18 protein-coding genes are annotated in these 18,366 nt (G+C 72.6%); 5 read left to right on the top strand and 13 right to left on the bottom strand.

The annotated features are described in order from the left end of the window. Positions 1 to 7 precede the first annotated feature (7 nt). Positions 8 to 502, top strand: a complete 495-nt coding sequence (locus ACV7NM_RS16940; protein ID WP_463411055.1) for an LURP-one-related/scramblase family protein — start codon at positions 8 to 10, stop codon at positions 500 to 502. Between the two features lie 22 nt (positions 503 to 524). Here ACV7NM_RS16940 and ACV7NM_RS16935 read toward each other — a convergent pair whose 3' ends face one another. After that, complete coding sequence (locus ACV7NM_RS16935; RefSeq protein WP_463411054.1) at positions 525 to 839, bottom strand: hypothetical protein; 315 nt, start codon at positions 837 to 839, stop codon at positions 525 to 527. Positions 840 to 925: 86 nt separating this feature from the next. Beyond that, a complete protein-coding gene (locus ACV7NM_RS16930; protein ID WP_463411053.1) occupies positions 926 to 1,705 on the bottom strand; it encodes a carbon-nitrogen family hydrolase in 780 nt (259 codons plus the stop codon). 136 nt (positions 1,706 to 1,841) lie between these two features. Between ACV7NM_RS16930 and ACV7NM_RS16925 the strand changes: the two genes are divergently transcribed. Next, complete coding sequence (locus tag ACV7NM_RS16925) at positions 1,842 to 2,666, top strand: maleylpyruvate isomerase family mycothiol-dependent enzyme (protein ID WP_463411052.1); 825 nt, start codon at positions 1,842 to 1,844, stop codon at positions 2,664 to 2,666. A gap of 39 nt (positions 2,667 to 2,705) precedes the next feature. On the opposite strand, the gene ACV7NM_RS16920 is transcribed toward ACV7NM_RS16925, so the two are convergent. The 4 genes from ACV7NM_RS16920 to ACV7NM_RS16905 all read right to left on the bottom strand — a co-directional run bounded on the left by ACV7NM_RS16920 (position 2,706) and on the right by ACV7NM_RS16905 (position 7,846). Further along, on the bottom strand, positions 2,706 to 4,025 hold the full coding sequence (locus ACV7NM_RS16920; protein WP_463411051.1) for an MFS transporter: 1,320 nt from the start codon (positions 4,023 to 4,025) through the stop codon (positions 2,706 to 2,708). Further along, positions 4,022 to 4,672, bottom strand: a complete 651-nt coding sequence (locus tag ACV7NM_RS16915) for a GntR family transcriptional regulator (RefSeq protein WP_463411050.1) — start codon at positions 4,670 to 4,672, stop codon at positions 4,022 to 4,024. The genes ACV7NM_RS16920 and ACV7NM_RS16915 overlap by 4 nt, the downstream gene beginning before the upstream one ends. Before the next feature lie 115 nt (positions 4,673 to 4,787). Further along, entirely contained in the window at positions 4,788 to 6,674 is a 1,887-nt protein-coding gene (locus ACV7NM_RS16910) for a C1 family peptidase (protein WP_463411049.1), read from the bottom strand. A gap of 218 nt (positions 6,675 to 6,892) precedes the next feature. Next, on the bottom strand, positions 6,893 to 7,846 hold the full coding sequence (locus tag ACV7NM_RS16905; protein WP_463411048.1) for a hypothetical protein: 954 nt from the start codon (positions 7,844 to 7,846) through the stop codon (positions 6,893 to 6,895). Positions 7,847 to 8,144: 298 nt separating this feature from the next. Here ACV7NM_RS16905 and ACV7NM_RS16900 point away from each other — a divergent pair, with 298 nt between their 5' ends. Then, positions 8,145 to 9,368 (top strand): DUF1266 domain-containing protein, encoded by a 1,224-nt coding sequence (locus ACV7NM_RS16900; protein WP_463411047.1) that lies wholly within the window; start codon positions 8,145 to 8,147, stop codon positions 9,366 to 9,368. A gap of 79 nt (positions 9,369 to 9,447) precedes the next feature. After that, positions 9,448 to 9,864, top strand: coding sequence for a PPOX class F420-dependent oxidoreductase (locus ACV7NM_RS16895; protein ID WP_463411046.1), 417 nt, complete (start codon positions 9,448 to 9,450; stop codon positions 9,862 to 9,864). Between the two features lie 113 nt (positions 9,865 to 9,977). Here ACV7NM_RS16895 and ACV7NM_RS16890 read toward each other — a convergent pair whose 3' ends face one another. The 6 genes from ACV7NM_RS16890 to pdhA all read right to left on the bottom strand — a co-directional run bounded on the left by ACV7NM_RS16890 (position 9,978) and on the right by pdhA (position 15,609). After that, positions 9,978 to 10,520 carry a hypothetical protein gene (locus ACV7NM_RS16890; protein ID WP_463411045.1) on the bottom strand — a complete coding sequence of 181 codons (543 nt, stop codon included), beginning with the start codon at positions 10,518 to 10,520 and terminating at the stop codon, positions 9,978 to 9,980. An 89-nt stretch (positions 10,521 to 10,609) separates the two neighbouring features. Then, positions 10,610 to 10,732, bottom strand: coding sequence for a hypothetical protein (locus tag ACV7NM_RS16885; protein WP_463411044.1), 123 nt, complete (start codon positions 10,730 to 10,732; stop codon positions 10,610 to 10,612). A gap of 132 nt (positions 10,733 to 10,864) precedes the next feature. Beyond that, positions 10,865 to 11,830, bottom strand: coding sequence for a GNAT family N-acetyltransferase (locus ACV7NM_RS16880; RefSeq protein WP_463411043.1), 966 nt, complete (start codon positions 11,828 to 11,830; stop codon positions 10,865 to 10,867). A 114-nt stretch (positions 11,831 to 11,944) separates the two neighbouring features. Further along, entirely contained in the window at positions 11,945 to 13,411 is a 1,467-nt protein-coding gene (locus ACV7NM_RS16875; RefSeq protein ID WP_463411042.1) for a dihydrolipoamide acetyltransferase family protein, read from the bottom strand. Between the two features lie 12 nt (positions 13,412 to 13,423). Next, positions 13,424 to 14,404, bottom strand: coding sequence for an alpha-ketoacid dehydrogenase subunit beta (locus ACV7NM_RS16870; protein WP_136210213.1), 981 nt, complete (start codon positions 14,402 to 14,404; stop codon positions 13,424 to 13,426). Positions 14,405 to 14,409: 5 nt separating this feature from the next. Next, on the bottom strand, positions 14,410 to 15,609 hold the full coding sequence (pdhA, locus tag ACV7NM_RS16865) for a pyruvate dehydrogenase (acetyl-transferring) E1 component subunit alpha (RefSeq protein ID WP_389661312.1): 1,200 nt from the start codon (positions 15,607 to 15,609) through the stop codon (positions 14,410 to 14,412). 325 nt (positions 15,610 to 15,934) lie between these two features. On the opposite strand from pdhA, the gene ACV7NM_RS16860 reads away from it, so the two are divergent. Continuing rightward, positions 15,935 to 16,597: a response regulator gene (locus ACV7NM_RS16860; RefSeq protein WP_463411041.1), complete on the top strand. Its 663-nt coding sequence runs from the start codon at positions 15,935 to 15,937 to the stop codon at positions 16,595 to 16,597. A gap of 133 nt (positions 16,598 to 16,730) precedes the next feature. Here the strand turns inward: ACV7NM_RS16860 and ACV7NM_RS16855 are convergent, their stop codons facing one another. Beyond that, on the bottom strand, positions 16,731 to 18,338 hold the full coding sequence (locus ACV7NM_RS16855; RefSeq protein ID WP_463411040.1) for a protein kinase domain-containing protein: 1,608 nt from the start codon (positions 18,336 to 18,338) through the stop codon (positions 16,731 to 16,733). Positions 18,339 to 18,366 lie beyond the last annotated feature (28 nt).

Below are 18,366 nucleotides of genomic sequence, written 5' to 3'. Positions count from 1 at the left end.
TCACGCCATGAAATACCTCGTACGGGACAAAGTACTGGGCATCGGGGACGACTACTGGATCGAGGACGAGGACGGCCGCCACGCCTTCCTCGTCGACGGCAAGGCCCTGCGCCTGCGCGACACCCTGGAGCTGAAGGACCGCGACGGCCGGGTCCTGATCACCCTGCGGGAGAAGTGGCTCTCCTTCCGGGACGCGATGACCCTGGAGCGGGACGACCGCCGACTCGCGGTGATCCGCAAGAAGCGGCTCTCCCTGCTGCGCAACCACTACCTCGTCACACTGGCCGAGGGCACCGAGCTGGATGTCAGTGGGCGCCTCCTCGACCGCGAGTTCAAGGTCGAGTACGACGGCGAGCTGCTCGCGCTGGTCTCCCGCCAGTGGTTCCGGGTCCGCGACACGTACGCGGTGGACGTGGTGCGGGAGGAGGCGGACGCGGCGCTGCTGATCGCCGTCGCGGTGTGCGTGATCCGGATGGCCGAGAAGGAACGGGAGGAGCGGTAGTCCGGTGGGCGCGGTGACCGCGTCAGCGGTGGTGGGCGCGGTGGCGCGCGGTCAACTGGCCCTGCGCGTAGGGGTCGGCCTCCGGGGTGTACGGGCCACCGTGGTCGATGAGGAGGTCGGTGATCCGCTGCCATTCCGCGAGGGCGGCGCGGGTGGGGGCTTCGGCGCCGGCCGCGTCGCCGACGGCGTGCAGGGCCCGGTCCCGGGCGGCGGCCGCCTGGTGGTGGGTCGTGCCCGTGGCCTCGGCGCGCACCCGGTCGCGGGCCGCGACCTCGCCCGGGGTCGGTTCGTGCGGCTCCAGTGCGGCCTCGACCACGGCATCGGTCTCCTCGGACATGAGGCCCTCCCCTCGCGCCGCTCCCTGCGCGGTTCCTTGCGCCGTCGCCGCACGTCTACCCCGCGGCCGGGCGGCCAACCGTCGTCTCAGCGCCCGAGCCGGCGGTCCTTCAGCGCCGGGAACTGCTCACGCGTCTGCGCGACCTTCGCCGGGTCGAGCTCCACCGTGAGCACGTCCTCGCCCGGTCCGGCTTCCGCGAGCACCTCGCCCCACGGGTCCACCACGAGGCTGTGTCCGGCCTGCTCGACGCCCGCGTGGGTGCCGGCCAGACCGCAGGCCAGCACGTACACCTGGTCCTCCACGGCGCGGGCCCGGTTCAGCAGCGTCCAGTGGGCCCTACGCCGGGCCGGCCAGCCCGCGGCCACGACCATCGTCGTCGCCCCGGCGTCGACCAGGCCGCGGAACATCTCGGGGAACCGCAGGTCGTAGCAGGTCGCGACGCCGAGCGTCTGCTCCGGCAGGGTCACCGTGGTCAGGGTGTCCCCGGCGGCCATCAGCACCGCCTCGCCCTGATCGAAGCCGAAGCGGTGGATCTTGCGGTAGCTGGCGGCGAGCTCGCCGGCCGGGGAGACGACCAGCGCCGTGTTGTAGAGCGAGCCGTCGCCGGCGCGCTCGACGACCGAGCCCGCGTGGAGCCAGACCCCGGCGTCGCTCGCGGCCTTGGACATCGCCTCGTACGTCGGGCCGTCCAGCGGCTCCGCCTCGGTCTCGAACTGCTCGTAGGCGAACGCCCCGACCGTCCACAATTCCGGCAGCACGACGAGGTCTGAGGCGGACTGCTCCCGTACGAGATCGGCCACACGGGCCCGTCGGGAGACGACCGACTCGCCGTCGCTCACGGCGACTTGGATCAGAGAGGCGCGCACACTACCACCGTCCTTGCATTGTGTCCGTCAGCTCGGCCTACGATCGTCACACGAAAGCACTGCCGGGGCGCTCACCGGCAGCGTAGTTTTGGGCACAGTCCACAACGCGCCACTGAACAGCACGCGAGGGGTCCCGTTGACCGTCCATCCCAGCCTTCAGCCCTACGCCGACGCGTGGACCCATTCCATCGAGGCGATATCCGAGCTGGTCCTCCCCCTGACAGAGGGCGAGTGGAACCGGGCGACGCCCTGCCCCGGCTGGTCCGTACGTGACGTGGTGTCACACATCATCGGCATGGAGTGCGAGCAGCTAGGCGATCCGCGGCCGATCCACACGCTGCCGCGCGACCTGCGCCACGTGGTGGACGAGTTCACCCGGTACATGGAGGTGCAGGTCGACGTCCGGCGTCACCACACCGCCCCGGAGATGACCTCCGAGCTGGAGTACACCGTCATTCGGCGACAGCGTCAGCTGCGCAACGAGAAGCGGGAGCCGGACGCGCTGGTGCGGGGCCCGCTGGGCGACCAGGTGACGTTGGAGTTCGCGTTGCGGCTGCGGGCGTTCGACGTGTGGGTTCACGAGCAGGACCTGCGCAGGGCGCTGGGCGTGCCGGGGAACCTGGACTCGCCGGGCGCCCATGTGGCGCGGGACCTGCTGCTGGCCGGGCTGCCGAAGGTGGTGGCGAAGGAGGCGGGCGCGCCCCCGAACTCGGCCGTGGTGCTCGACGTGCACGGGGAGCTGGAGTTCATGCGGACCGTGCGGGTGGACGCGCAGGGCCGGGGAACCCTGGACAAGGCACCCTCGTTGGGTCCGGCGGTGACGTTGGCCATGGACTGGGAGACGTACGTGCGGCTCGCCGCGGGGCGGGTACGGCCGCACACCGTCGCGGACCGGGTGAAGGTCGAGGGCGACACCGCCTTGGCGGAAGCGATCCTGGCGCACTTCGCCGTGACCCCGTAGACACCCCGAACCCGGGCCGGCCTCGCCCCGTCAGGGCCCCTAGGTGCGGGCGCGGGCCGGGGTGACGGGATCGACGGGGTCGGGCGCGAGCGGGAGGCGTTCGCGGGCGAGGGCGGCGGGGCGCAGCCGCAGGATCTGGGTGACTCCGAGCACCTCCAGGAAGAAGACCGACGAGAAGGCGATCCGGTAGTCGTCGCCGGTGGCGTCGAGCAGGACGCCCACTGCCAGCAGCGTCGTCATGGACGCGAGGAAACCACCCATGTTGGTGATTCCCGAGGCGGTCCCCTGACGCTCCGCCGGATTGGCCGGGCGGGCGAAGTCGAAGCCGATCATCGAAGCCGGTCCGCAGGTCCCCAGCACCACGCACAGCGCGGTCAGCAGCCACATCGGCGCCCGCTCGCCGGGGTAGGCGAGCACCGCGCCCCACAGCGCGGCGGTGACCGCGACCGTGCCCAGGGCCAGCGGTATCCGCGCGGCCTGGCGGCGGCCGACGAGCTGGCCGTACAGCAGCCCGAACCCCATGTTCGCGACGACGATCAGCGTCATCAGCCCGCCCGCGGTGGTCCGCGTCAGCCCCTGTGCCTCGACGAGGAACGGCATCCCCCACAGCAGCAGGAACACCATCGCCGGGAACTGCGTCGTGAAGTGCACCCACAACCCGAGCCGGGTCCCGGGCTCCCGCCACGAATCGGCGATCTGACGGCGTACGAACCCTCCCCCGGCGGCGCGGGCCACGGGCGGCGGCGCGTGCCCCTCCGGGTGGTCCCGCAGGAACAGCACCAGCGGCACCAGGACGACGAGCCCCGCCACTGAACTCCCCGCGAAGGCCGGCACCCAGCCGACCCCGTGCAGCACCGGCGCCAGCACCAGTGTGGAGACGAGGTTGCCCGCCATGCCCACCAGTCCGGCCAACTGCGCCATCAGCGGTCCCCGGCGCGCCGGGAACCAGCGCGTGCCGAGCCGCAGCACGGAGATGAAGGTCATCGCGTCGCCGCAGCCGAGCAGGGCGCGCGCGGCCAGCGCCGTCCCGTAGGAGGGCGCCAGCGCGAACCCGAGCTGCCCGGCGGTGAACAGCAGCGCCCCGAGCGTCAGCACCCGCTTGGTGCCGAGCCGGTCCACCATCAGCCCCACGGGTATCTGCATGCCCGCGTAGACGAGCAGTTGCAGGAGGGAGAAGGTCGCGAGCGCCGACGCGTTGACCTGGAAGCGGTCGGCGGCGTCCAGCCCGGCCACGCCCAGACTGGTCCGGAAGATCACCGCGACGAAGTACACGGCGACGCCGATCGCCCAGACGGCGAGGGCCCTGCGACCGCCGGGGGGATCGAGGGGCGGGCGCGCGGACCGCGCGGGCAGGCTCATCGGCCGGCCCCGCGCACCAGCGCCTCGACCCGGCCCACGTGCGCCCGTACGGCGGCGGCGGCCGTCTCCGGCTCCCCGGCGCGCAGGGCATCCAGGATCTCGGCGTGCTCGACCAGCGTCCGCTCCACCCGCTCGGGGTGGGCGTGCAGCAGGGCCACGCCCATCCGCAGCTGCCGGTCCCGAAGCTGGTCGTAGAGCCGCTCCAGGATGCGGTTCCCGGCGCTGCGCACGATCTCGGCATGGAAGGCGCGGTCGGCGGCCATCAGTGCGACCAGGTCCCCCTCGACGGCGTGCCGGCGCTGCTCCTCGATGAGCTCGGCGAGCCGCTCCTGCAGGCCGGGTGGGGCGGGCACGGCCTTGCGGACGGTGAACTCCTCCACCAGCAGACGGGTTTCGATGACGTCGGCGATCTCCTGCGCGGAGACCGGCAGTACCAGCGCGCCCTTCTTCGGGTACAGCTTGAGCAGCCCCTCGGTCTCCAGGCGCAGCAGCGCCTCGCGCACCGGCGTGCGGGACACCCCGACGGCTCCGGCCACCTCGCCCTCGGTGAGCAGGACGCCGCCCTCGTAGCGGCGGCCGAGCACGCCCTGTTTGACGTGGTGGTAGACGCGGTCGGCTGCGGTCACGGCGGGGGGCGCGGAGGTCATGCGCACAGGATAGATACATGAGCGATACAAGGGACTCGTCCGTCCGGGATGCGGACCACCGGGCCGCCTCGGCCGCCCGCCAGGCCTCGTCGGGCCCCCGCCTCGGATCGCGGCCTCAGGCCGGGCCGATCACCGGCCCGGTGTGCCACCCCGAGCCGTCACGCCGGTAGTGCTGGAGCAGGCCGTCGACGCGCAGGACGATCACCTCCAGGTCGAACCCGAAACTGCCCTGGAGCATCCCCGTGACGGCGAGGGCGTCCCGCCCGAAGACCGCGCCGCGCACCCAGGCCCCGCCGCCCGCGTTCGCCCGCCACCAGTGCTCGACCCGGCCGCCCGCCCCCGCGACGCACAGCTCGTAGTTCCCGGCGGTCTCCTCGTCGGTGGCCCCGTACTGCCCCTCGATCAGACACGGCGCGGAGGTGATCGCACTGCCGAAGACCTCGCCCGAATGCCAGGCGAAGTGGTCGCGGTCGTCGCGCCACCACAGCTGCATCCGGCCGTCGGTGCGCGTCGCGACGAGTTCGAGCCGGCGGGAGCGGGTCTGGACGAGGGCGGGCCCGTAATGGCCGATGCCGGAGGCGAAGCGGCCGCCGTCGTTCCAGGTCCAGGGCGCGCCGTTGATGCGCCACCAGTGGTTCAGGCGTCCGTCGGCGGTGCGCACCACCACCTCGAAGTTGCCGGGTTTTCCGTAGTCGCTCTGGATGAAGGCCGGCGTCGAGCCGATCGCCGCGTCGCCCGGGCCGAAGGCGCCGCCGTCGCGCCAGGCGCCGCCGGACTGCTCGTAGTACCAATGGCGCAGCCGGCCGCCGGTGGTGACGTGCAGGGACTCCATGTTCCGGTTGTAGGTGGAGCCGGTGAAGGCGGGCCGGCCCGAGGCGTCGTGGGCGAAGGTCTTGCCCGGGGTCCACGCGAAGGGGGGCTCGCCCTCGCGCCACCAGTGCCGAAGACCGCCGTCGCCCGTCGGCGCCACCAGCTCGAAGTTGCGGTGGGCGCGGCCGTTGCCGCTCTCGTAGACGTTGCCCGCGTGCAACCGGCGTTTGCTCCACGGGTCGATGTTGGTGCCGCTCAGCCCGCACTTGGCCCAGTGGTCGACGCGCGCCTCGCCGTACGCGATCCGCCCGTAACCTTCGGCGTGGTGCCGGGTGCCCCAGGAGTTCTTGAAGAGCCAGCAGCCCGCCGCGTCGTCATAGCCGACGATCAACACGCAGTGCCGGCCCGCCAGTCGGCCGCCCGTACGGTGGTACACGCCAGACCCGAGCCCGAAGAAGTCCTCGTACACGTCGAGGCAGGCGGTGAGCGGGCCGACCGTGTCCAGCCACACCTTCTGCTGGTGGACGTCCCCGAGCCGCACGTAGTCGCCGATCCGTACGGTCCGGCCCGACCGGTCCCAGCTCGGCGTGTACTCGGAACCCCAGGCGTCGCGCCGCTCGGCGGGCAGGCCGGGGGGCGGGGTGGTGTACGGACGGCAGCCGGGGTCGGCGAGGCCGCCGTTGTCACGGATCCAGTCGAGCCCGGTCTCCGGGTCCGAGGCCTGCCCACAGGTCAGCCGCAGCCCGTCGCGCAGGTCACCCTCGGAACGCACGGCCCACACGTGGTGCTCGATCCGGGCCATGGACTCCACCAGGCCGGCCGCCGCGAAGGCCCAGCCGGACGCGCACGGGTTCTGGTCCTTGACCCGGGTGATCCACCGCCATCCCCACCGCTCGCGCCAGTCCACGGAGGTCGCAAGCGCCGCGGCCGACTCCCGGCTCCCGGGCAACAGGCCGTGCGCCGCCCTGCGCCGGGTCAGGTGGGGATTGCCGCTCGCGCGGCCGATCAGCGCGCGCAGATCGACGGTTCCCGCCGCGGCGGCGGTCGTCGGGCGCGACGCCGGGTCCAGGCCGAGGGAGGGGCGCGGAACCGGCTCCTCGTCGGCGAGGTGCTCGCTGACGGACCAGCGTGCCTCCCGCTCCGCGAGCCGCGTGCGCAGCTCCCCCGCCGTCCGCACGGACTCCTGCGGCATACCGGCCCCCCAGTGTGCGATCGCCCGTTCGGATACGGGCGAGACCCGGGAGCGTCTCCCCGGCGCGAGGGGGCGTCAAGAGGGGTCGTACGGTCGCGCGGTGGCACGGGGGTCGTACGGTTTCGCGGGCCCCGGCGGGGGTGGGGGCCGCGATCCGCCGCGTCCCCGACGCGAGAAGGTCGCCGGGGACGCGGGGTTCGTGGGTACCGGGGTACCGCTTAGGCGGTGGGCGCCTTGTGCTGACCGGAACCGTTGATCAGGGCGAGCAGGACCGCACCGAGGTCGGTCACGACCGTGTCGGCCTTGGCCTTGGCGTCGGCCGAGCCGCTACCGGTCGCGGCGACCTTCATGAGGCCGTCGACCGAGGCCTTGAGCTTGTCGACGGCGGCGCCGGCCTTGTCGACGGGAGCGGCCTTGGGCGCGACGGCGGGCATGACGGCCGGGGCGGCCGGCTTGGCCGGCTGGGCGACCGGAGGCTTGGCCGCCGGGTCGGCGGGCTTCGCCGGCTGCGCCATCGGAGGCTTCGCGGCCGGGTCCGCGGGCTTCGCAGCCGGGTCCGCGGGCTTCGCCGGCTGGGCGACCGGAGGCTGCGCCCCCGGAGGCTTCGCCGGCTCCGCGACCGGAGGCTTGGCCGGCTGGGCCACCGGAGGCTTCGCAGCCGGGTCGGCGGGCTTCGCCGGCTGGGCCGCCGGAGGCTGGGCGACCGGAGGCTTCGCCGGCTCCGCGACCGGAGGCTTCGCGGGCTGGGCGACCGGAGGCTTCGCCGCGGGGTCGGCCGGCGGGTCCATCGGCCCGGCGGCGGGCTTCGCGAGCACCGGGTTCGCCGGTACGGGAGCCGGCAGCGGCGCCGCCGAAGCGGGCAGGCTCTGCCGCAGCTCCGCGAACGCGGGCTCCAGCTTCGTCTTGACGGCGGCCAGGTCGGCCTCCGAAACCTTCCCGTTCGGCGACTTCAGCACCGCCGAGACCAGGTCGGTGACGGGTTCGAGCACTCCGGCGGCGGCGCCGAGCGACTGGACCTGCGCGAGCAGCGCCTCACTGCCGGGAACGGCCTGCTCCGAGGCGGCGAAGGCCGATCGCTCCGGCGTGGACACGGCTGCCGCGATGCCGGGGGAGGCGGTCAGCAGGGTCACGCAGAGGGCGGCGGGGATGGAGTAGCGGGTGATGCGGTGCAACGGCTCGCTCCTGTTCAGAGATGTCAGTGAACGTCTGGTTCCGATGACGCGGGGCCTTGGAGGTGCCCCCTACCACTGACCGACAGCCGGTCACCGACCGCAACCGGAGCAACCCTTCCGCAGCCTCCGACACGCCGCGCAACAGCGCTAAAGCACCGCCTGACCTGCTCACATCCCTTCACCCCCGGCCGCGACCCATACGGACGCGTCCCTCTCACCCAGCGTCACGAATCCGCTTGGACGTCGGGGTCGCCTCGCCCGCCGACTGCCGTCCGATACGCCCGGATAGGGTCTCCCCATGGGGACGTGGACCGCGCCGAGCACCGTAGAACACGAGCTGGAAGAGGCCAAGACCGCCGGGAACTGGCCGGCGTTCTTCGACGCCCTCGCGCTCGCCGACCTCTTCGTTCCACAGGAACGGTCCTTCCAGGACGCCCACCCCACCCGAATACGGCGCCGCCGGGTCCACCTGCCCCAGGCGCGCGCCGACGCGTACGTGGTCTTCACCAAGGGGATGCTGCCCGCACCCTCCCCCGACCTGGTCTTCGAAAGCGTCGACCTCGGTTGGTTCTGCGAGAGCTATCCGCCCGACGGGCCCGCGTACTTGGCGGTCAACCCGGGGACCCCCTTCGAGACCCTGCTGCCGGCCTCGCCCGCGCACCGCGCCACTTGGGCCCACCACGACGGCCGCCGGCCCCGGTACGTGGGCTTGGAGCAGGGCAAGGTGCACGCCCTGCACGTCGGCGGGCCCCTGCACGGCCCCGTCGCCTTCGGGCTGGCCTGCGGCGCGCACCTGTCCGTGCGCACGGGCGAGTTCTGGAACGCCCTGGCCCACCACGGGCGGGGCTACACCAAGGAGCGCGACAAGCTCCGTGACAGCTGGGGCGTCACCACCCGGGAGGAATGGCTCGTCACCGTCGAGCGGCTGCTGCGGGCCGACATGGTCAGCCCCGTATGGGAGTTCGCGCTCCGGGTGCGCCAGGCGCTCGCCCAGGAGTTCGCCGGGCCCGTGGACATCGAGCACTGGCGGCACGCCACGGAGGCGACCTTGCGCGCCAACGCCGAGCGGGCCGCCGAGCCCCGGCTGACCCCCGAAGGGGTGACGGTCGCGCAACCGCGCCCGACCGCCGAGGTGGAGGGCGAGATCGCGGGCGTCCAGCGGGTCATCGGCCGCATCACCCGTTACGAACAGCGCTTCCGGGCGGACGGGGTGCTCGGCGAGGACAAGCACGTGCGGTCCGTGGAGGCTTGGGACTACGGCCGGGCCTCCCAGATGGCCCGCTGGGGTGTCGGAGCCCGCTTCGGGACGCTCGCCGAGGCCGAGGACGCCGTGGTGCGGGCGGGGAAGGCCTGTCGGCTCGCCTACCGGTCCTGGGAGGAGCTCTCGGCGGGGTTCGTCCTCGGGCGCTGCATGCAGTTCGACGAGGAGGAATTCGGGCCGTGGTACCAGGAGATGGCGACCGCGCACCGTGAGCTGACCGGCGACCCGGGGAGCCCCTGGCGCAACCTCGCCTGGGGCTGAGGGGGCGGACCTCGGTTAATCGCACCGACGGCGCGGAAACCCGGCGTGCCGGCGCGCACCCCCGAATAGCCTGCGCCGTATGACTGTTGAGTTGAACGACGCCGTACGCAAGCTCCTGGACGCGCCGCACCCGGCCGTGCTGACGACGCTCAACCCCGATGGCGGCCCGCAGAGTTCGGTGGTCTGGGTGACGCGTGACGGGGACGAACTGCTGGTCTCCACCGAGCAGGGGCGCCGCAAGGAACGGAACATCGTCCGCGACGCGCGGGTCGGCCTGACCGTCTTCGACCTGACCAACCCGTTCCTCTACGCGGAGATCCGCGGCACCGCCTCGGTCACCGAGGACACGGGGCGGGCGGTCGCCGTCCGGATCGCCGAGGAGTACCTGGGGCCGGGCGGCGGCAAGGAGTACGCGCAGGCGCCGGCCGAGAACGTCCGGGTGGTCCTGCGCATCACCCCGACGAACGTGCTGGGCAACGCCGCCAGGGCCGGCTAGGGAGACACGGGCTACGCCGGGCCGGTCCGCGGTTCGGGAGAGCCTCCGGCTTGAGAAGCCACCAGGCCGCGGCTCGGGGGAGCCTCCGGCTCAAGAAACCGCCGGGCCGCGGCTCAGGGAAGCCGCGGCGCGAGGGCCGTCCAGGCGTCGACGGCCGCCCGGAGGGGGTCGTCGGCCGTCAAGTGGGCCCGGACCAGGGTCATCCACGGGAGCAGGTTCTTGATCCGGCGCAGGCGCAGGATGCGCTCCCGCGGGAGGTCCCGCCAGACCCGGGCCTCGACCGCCGCCCGCGCCGGGGTCAGGTCGATCAGCGCCAGCACCTCGCGACACAGCTCGGCGGGGTCGCCGCCCGGGCCGGGCCCGAACCGCTCGATGAGGTAGCCCCGTACCGCCGCCCGCTCGACCCCTCGTTCCACGGCGTCCCGGTGCTCCACCCGGGCGACCGCGGCCAGTGCCACCCGGCCCCAGCGCAGCCGCACCGCGTCGGGCAGCGTCTCGTCGTGCATACGGGCCACGGCGAGGGCGCGCAGGGGCCCCGGGTGCGGTTCCTCGCACAGCGGCGGATCGGTGGCCGGCCAGGTCTCCAGGTCGGCCGGCGCGTGCCCGGCGGGCGGTACGCAGGTCAGCACCTGCCCCCGGGACAGGAGCGCGACCATCGGCCCGGTGAGGTGGACCCGCGCCGCGTGCGGGGGGTCCAGGAAGTCCCGGGGCGCTCCCCACGCCTCGATGCGGGCCAGACCCAGCCTCAGGCCCCGGCGGTGTAGACCTGGCCGGCCCGCGCGGTCCCGCCGACGACGCGGACGACGCACACCCCGCCCGTGACGTCGGCCTCCTCGACGGAGTACACCTGCAACTCGGCGATCGGCATCCGTCCCCCCTTCCACCGGCCCGGCCGTCCTCCGGCCCGCCCCGGTCCTCCGGTCTGCCCCGGTCCTCCGGTCTGCCGCGGTCTTCCGGTCTGCCGCGGTCTTCCTCCGGCCCGGAGGCTACCGCCCCGCGCTCACGCCCGTGACGGCCCTTCCAGGACCAGGCGGATCTCCGTGACCTCGTAACCGGCACGGTCGAACGCGGTGGCCATCGGGGCGTTCACGACGTCCGTCGTCGCCGTGACGCGGCGCGCGCCCTGGGCCGCGTGGAAGCGGGTGATCTCCGCGAGGATCTCGTCGATCAGGCCCTTGCCGCGCTGTTCCGGTACGACCCCGAGGTAGCCCACGTTGCGGTGGTAGGGGGTCGCGGAGGGGACGGCCAGGCCGGCGAGGGTGCCGTCCGGCAGCTCCGCCAGGCGCCACCAGGAGCGTTCACCGGGACAGTCGCGGTAGAACTCGACGTCCTCCCGGGCCAGTTGCTCCGCGTCCATGGAGCGCAGCTCCGTCCGGGTGTGCGCGTCCAGGCTGCCCGCCGAGACGCGGGCGAACGCCTCTACGAACTCCTCGTCCGTTCCCTCGCGGAACACCAGCCGTCCGGCGGGCCCCGCGGTCCCGGCGGCCGGGGGTGCCCCAAGCGGTAGCCGGGGGAGGGTCCACTCGTAGCGCAGGCGCTCGATCACGCTGGACAGCCCCGCCCTGTACGCCGCCTCCCGGCGCCAGGCGACGGCCTCGGCTATGTCGGGGCGGGCACGCCAGTCGCGGGGCAGCGAGATGTTGTAGACGGGGAGGTTCCCGAACGCCGCGTGTCCGGCGGTGAGCAGTCCGGCGGCGACGGTCGCGGGGTCGGCGACGCCGGCCCGGACCTGGAGGCAGTCGAGCGCGACGGGCCGCTCACTGTCCTCGCGGCCCCACCACAGGGCCCGGGCGAGGACCTCGCCTGCCTCGTCCTCGGCGAACCAGATCCACTCGGGGCGCAGCCGCCGCGCGGCCACCTCCTCCCGGACGCGGTCGGCGGCGAGGGCTTCGAGGGGCCCGTCCGCGGGATACGTGAGAGCCCCGTCGAGGTCCGTGGGGTCTGCGGTCGCAGCGCGGAAGATCATCCGACTGATGATCGGGTAGGGGCGCGGCCCCGGCCAGGGGTTTTCGCCGAGCCGCAACGGCCGGTGGCCGGGCTCCCCGGAGGGAGACCGGCCACCGGCGCCGCGTACGTCCTGTTACGACCAGGTGATGAGGCGGCGGGGGTGTTCCAGGACCGCCGCGATGTCGGCCAGGAAGCGGGAGCCGAGCTCGCCGTCGATCAGACGGTGGTCGAACGACAGGGCCAGCGTGGTGACCTGGCGCGGCTTGACCTTGCCCTTGTGGACCCACGGCTGGAGCTTGATCGCGCCGACCGCGATGATCGCGGACTCGCCGGGGTTCAGGATGGGCGTACCGGTGTCGACGCCGAAGACACCGACGTTGGTGATGGTGATCGTGCCGTTCTGCATGTCGGCCGGGGAGGTCTTGCCGTCGCGGGCCGTGGCGACCAGCGAGGACAGGGCCTCGGAGAGCTCGGGCAGCGTCTTGGCGTGGGCGTCCTTGATGTTCGGCACGATCAGGCCGCGCGGGGTGGCCGCCGCGATACCGAGGTTGACGTAGTGCTTGAGCACGATCTCCTGGGCCGCCTCGTCCCAGGACGCGTTGACGTCCGGGTTGCGGCGGATGGCCACCAGGACGGCCTTGGCGATCAGGAGCAGCGGGTTGACCCGCAGACCGGCGAGGTCCGGGTCCTCCTTGAGCTGCTGGACCAGCTTCATCGTGCGCGTCACGTCGAGCGTGATGAACTCGGTGACGTGCGGGGCGGTGAAGGCCGAGCCGACCATCGCCTGGGCGGTGATCTTGCGGACGCCCTTGACCGGGATGCGGGTCTCGCGCGCCGTCGCGTCGGCCGGAGCCGGTGCCTGCGCGGTGGCCGGGGCCGGGGCGGCGGCCGGGGCGGCCGGGGCCTGGACCGGCGCGGCGGCCTGCGGGGCGAGGGCGGCCGACGCGGCGGCGTGCACGTCCTCGCGGGTCACGACGCCTCCCTCGCCGGTGGGGACCACCGTGGCCAGGTCGATGCCGAGGTCCTTGGCGAGCTTGCGGACCGGCGGCTTGGCGAGCGGGCGCTCCGTGACCCCGAGGGCGGTGCCGTTGCCGTTGCCGTTCCCGGTGCCGCCGTTCAGCGCCGCCGTCCCGTTCTGCGCGGGGACAGCGGGGACGGCCGGGACGGCGGGGGCCGCCGAGGCTGCCGGGGCGGCGGGAGCCGCCGCCACGGCCTTGCGCGGCCGGCGCTTCGTGGAGGCGGTGGACACGCCGTAGCCGACCAGGACGGGCTGACGCGCCTCGGCGGCCGGCTCGTCACCGGCGGCCGGGGCGGCGGCCGGGGCGGCCACCTCCTGGGCCGGGGCCTCGGCGGCCTCGCCCTCGGTCCGCACCGAGATGATCACCTGGCCGACGTCGACCGTGGTGCCCTCCTCGAAGAGGAGCGCGTGCACGGTGCCGTCGAAGGGGATCGGCAGCTCCACGGCCGCCTTCGCCGTCTCCACCTCGCAGACGACCTGCCCGTCGGTGACCGTGTCACCCGGCTGGACGTACCACTTGAGGATCTCGGCCTCGGTGAGGCCCTCGCCCACGTCGGGCATCTTGAATTCGCGGATGGTCATGAACGTGGCTCCTCAGTACGCCAGCGAGCGGTCGACGGCGTCGAGCACCCTGTCCAGGCCCGGCAGATACTCGTCTTCCAGGCGGGCCGGCGGGTACGGCGCGTGGAAGCCGCCCACGCGCAGCACCGGGGCTTCCAGGTGGTAGAAGCACCGCTCGGTGATGCGGGCGGCGATCTCCGAACCCACGCCCAGGAACACCGGGGCCTCGTGGACGATCACCAGCCGGCGGGTGCGCTCGACCGAGGCCTGCAGGCCGTCGAAGTCGATCGGGGACATCGACCGCAGGTCGACGACCTCCACCGACTTGCCCTCCTCGGCGGCCGCGGCCGCCGCCTCCAGGCAGACCTTCACCATCGGACCGTACGCGGCCAGCGTGAGGTCCGTACCGGACCGCGCCACCCGGGCGGCGTGCAGAGCGTCAGGGATCGCCTCGACGTCGACCTCGCCCTTGTCCCAGTAGCGCCGCTTCGGCTCGAAGAAGATCACCGGGTCGTCGCTGAGGATCGCCTGCTGGAGCATCCAGTACGCGTCGCTCGCGTTCGACGGCGAGACCACCTTGAGGCCCGGGACGTGCGCGAACAGCGTCTCCGGGGACTCGCTGTGGTGCTCGACCGCGCCGATGCCGCCCGCGTAGGGGATGCGGATGACGACCGGCATCTTGATCTTGCCGAGCGAGCGCGCGTGCATCTTCGCCAGCTGGGTGACGATCTGGTCGTAGGCGGGGAAGACGAACCCGTCGAACTGGATCTCCACGACCGGGCGGTACCCGCGCAGGGCCAGGCCGATCGCCGTGCCGACGATGCCGGACTCGGCGAGCGGGGTGTCGATGACCCGCTCCTCGCCGAAGTCCTTTTGCAGGCCGTCGGTGATGCGGAAGACCCCGCCGAGCTTGCCGACGTCCTCGCCCATGATCAGGACCTTGGGGTCCGTCTCCAGGGCCTTGCGCAGCGAGTCGTTGAGCGCCTTCGCGATGGTCAGCTTCTGTACGGCCATGGTGGTCACTCCCCGCCTTCGAAGGACGCGAGGTAGGCGGCGAACTGGGCGCGCTCCTCGTCGACGAGCGCGTGCCCGTCCGCGTAGACGTTCTCGAAGATCGCCATGGTGTCCGGGTCGGGCATGGCGCGCACGACCTCGCGCACCCGCTTGCCCAGCGTCTCGCTCTCCTCCTCCAGCTGCGCGAAGAACGCCTCGTCGGCGCCGCCCGTCGCCAAGAGGTGGGCCTTCAGGCGCAGGATCGGGTCCTTGGCCTCCCAGGCCGCAGTCTCCTCGTCGCGCCGGTACTTCGTCGGGTCGTCGGAGGTGGTGTGCGCGCCCATGCGGTAGGTGAACGCCTCGACCAGGGTCGGGCCCTCGCCGTTGCGCGCCCGCTCCAGCGCCCAGCGGGTGACCGCCAGGCAGGCCAGGACGTCGTTGCCGTCGACGCGGACGCCCGGGAAGCCGAAGCCCTGGGCCCGCTGGTAGAGCGGCACCCGCATCTGGCGCTCGGTGGGCTCGGAGATCGCCCACTGGTTGTTCTGGCAGAAGAACACGACGGGGGAGTTGTACACCGCCGAGAAGGTGAACGCCTCGGCGACGTCACCCTGGCTCGACGCACCATCACCGAAATAGGCGATGACCGCGGAGTCCGCGCCGTCCTTGGCCACGCCCATCGCGTACCCGGTCGCGTGCAGCGTCTGGGAGCCGATGACGATCGTGTACAGGTGGAAGTTGTTGGTGTTCGGGTCCCAGCCACCGTGGTTCACGCCGCGGAACATGCCGAGCAGATTGGTCGGGTCGACCCCGCGGCACCACGCCACACCGTGCTCGCGGTAGGTGGGGAAGACGTAGTCGTCGTCGCGCAGCGCCCGGCCGGAGCCGATCTGCGCGGCTTCCTGACCGAGGAGCGAGGCCCACAGGCCCAGCTCGCCCTGACGCTGCAGGGCGGTCGCCTCGCCGTCGAAACGGCGGGTCAGGACCATGTCGCGGTAGAGCCCGCGCAGGTCCTCGGTGGTGATGTCGGCGACGTAGGGGGCGAACCGCGCGCTGTCGGCGCTCTCGACCCGTTCTCCCTCGGGCGTCAGCAGCTGTACGAGCTGAGGCTCGGCGTCGTGCGGCTGTGCGGTGGCAGCGGCGGTCTTGCGGGCGCTATCGGCGCCGGCCGCCCGCTTGGTGCCGCTGCTGCGTCGCGGCTTGCGCGCGGCAGTGCTCTCCACGGTCACGTGTGCTCCTCCGTCGGTCCGGCACCCGGGTTCTCCGGGGTCCAGTGCGGCTCACCTGTATGCGTACCCGCGCACGGGGTGGGTGCGAGGAAGGTACGGGATTCAGGCGTGACAGGTGCCCCGGCGAGTGCCCTGCGCAATGCACGTTACCCAGTGCCTCGCATAACTGCGAAACCCCGTTTGACCTGCGATTTTGCTTGGATATCCAAGTAAATCGGCGGTTGCGGGAACAACCACTGGTCACAGCCTTGCAGGGGGCCGGAACAACGGCACGTTATCCCGGGTAACAGCGCCTGGGAAGGGGTGAGTGTGTGAAACTGACTCCGTGCCCGAAAACGGTAAAATCAAGGTATTCCTCCTGGACGACCACGAAGTGGTGCGCCGCGGTGTACACGAGTTGCTGTCCGTCGAGGACGACATCGAGATCGTCGGCGAGGCGGGTACGGCCGCGGACGCGCTGGTGCGGATTCCGGCGACCCGCCCCGATGTCGCGGTCCTCGACGTCCGGCTTCCGGACGGCAGCGGGGTGGAGGTCTGCCGGGAGGTGCGCTCGCAGGACGAGGACATCAAGTGCCTGATGCTGACCTCGTTCGCGGACGACGAGGCCCTGTTCGACGCGATCATGGCGGGCGCCTCGGGGTACGTACTGAAGGCGATCCGCGGGAACGAGCTGCTCAGCGCGGTGCGGGACGTGGCGGCGGGCAAGTCGCTGCTGGACCCGGTGGCCACCGCCCGGGTACTGGAGCGGCTGCGCGACGGCAACAAGGGCCGGGGTGACGACCGGTTGGCGCACCTGACCGAACAGGAGCGCAAGATCCTCGACTTGATCGGCGAGGGACTCACGAACCGGGTCATCGGCGAGCGGCTGCACCTGGCCGAGAAGACCATCAAGAACTACGTCTCCAGCCTGCTGGCGAAGCTGGGCATGGAGCGCCGCTCCCAGGCGGCGGCCTACGTGGCCCGCCTCCAAGCGGAGCGGCGCGTCTAGCGCGTACCACCGGCACACGGGTCGTGCACGGGCCGTACGCCAGTGGCGTGCGAGCCGCCTGCGAGCGCGGCCCTGGGGAAACGGCCGGGCCCGGCGGGAGGGATTCCCGCCGGGCCCGTTCGCCTGCTCGTTCCTACTGCGACTCGGCGTTGTCCGGGCCGAGGGTGATCGGCAGGGAAGGCTTCGTCGACGTCGTCGGTTTGTCCGGCGTGGTCGGCTTCTCCGACGGCGGTACCGAAGTCGTCGGCTTCTCCGAGGTGGTCGGCTCCGTCGACGGCGTCGAGCTGGGGCTCGGCGTGAACTTGGTGCGGCCCGTCGGCGGCCTGTAGGTCTCCTCGTCGCTCGACTCCGAGGAGTCCGAGGACGGCGCGGACGGCGTGGTGTCCGAGGAGGAAGAGGAGCTCTGCGAGGGCTTCGGGGAAACGCTGTTGGTGGTGGACGGCGCGTGTCCCCCGCCGCCACCGCCCATCGTCTTGACCGCGTAGGCCACGCCGCCGGCGATCGCGAGGATCGCGAGCACCGCGAACACCCACATCTTCCAACGGCTGCCGCGGCGGTCGTCGTAGCCGCCGTTGCCGTAACCGCCGTTGCCGTAGCCTCCGTTGCCGTGGCCCCCGTTGCCGCCGCCGCCCGGGAAGGCCGAGCCGTCGTCCGGGTTGAGCGGAGGCACCATCGGCCGCTGGAACTGCGAGGTCGTGGCGTTCTGACCGTACGGCGGACGCGATCCGCCGGGCCCGTGCATCTGTGCCGTCGGGGCACTCGCGCCGGGCTGACCGTGCGGCAGCGCCATGGTGACCGGACCGGTGTTCCAGGTACCGGAATTGGGCCCCTGCTCGTGGAGCATCTGGAGCGCGTACTGCACCAGCCCGCGCATCTCCTCGGCGCTCTGGAACCGGTCGTCCGGGTCCTTCGCCAAGGAGCGCATGACCAGGCCGTCGAGCTCCTGCGGGATGTGGTGCCCGTCGGGCAGCTGCGAGGGCGGGACCGGCGCGTCCTGGACGTGCTGGTAGACCACCGACAGCGGCGTCTCACCGGTGAAGGGGGGCCGCAGCGCGAGGAGTTCGTAGAGCAGGCAGCCGGTGGCGTAGAGGTCCGAGCGGTGGTCCACGGCCTTGCCGAGGGCCTGTTCGGGCGACAGGTACTGCGGGGTGCCCATGACCATGCCGGTCTGGGTCATCGTCGACTGCACGCCGTGCAGGGCGCGGGCGATGCCGAAGTCCATCACCTTCACCGCGCCGGTGTTGGTGATGATGACGTTCGCGGGCTTGATGTCGCGGTGCACGATGCCGTGCTGGTGCGAGTACGCCAGCGCTTCCAGCACGCCCGAGACGATGATCAGGGCCTGCTCGGGCCCCGGGGCCTCGGCACTGATCAGGAGCTCGCGGATCGTGCGCCCCTCGACCAGTTCCATGACGATGTACGGGACGACGTTCGGGCCGACCCGGTCCTCGCCCGAGTCGTAGACCGCGACGACGGCGTGGTGGTTGAGCCCGGCGACCGACTGTGCCTCGCGGGTGAAGCGGGCCTTGGAGACCGGGTCCTCGGCGAGGTCCGCGCGCAACAGCTTCACGGCGACGGTACGTCCCAGCCGGACGTCCTCGGCGGCGAACACCTCCGCCATGCCGCCACGGCCCAGGCGGTGGGTGAGGCGGTAGCGGCCGTCGCCCACCAGGCCGCCTGCGCCCCAATGCTCAGGATCCTCGGCCATCCCGGCGCCGGTTCCGTCGGGTTCGGGTGCCATCAGTCCTCGCCGTCGTCTCTCTCGTCCG

The organism is Streptomyces sp. Tek67B01 (assembly GCF_055231995.1).
The sequence above is the reverse complement of the archived record's forward strand: the minus strand, read 5'-3'. Positions and strand labels throughout refer to the sequence as shown.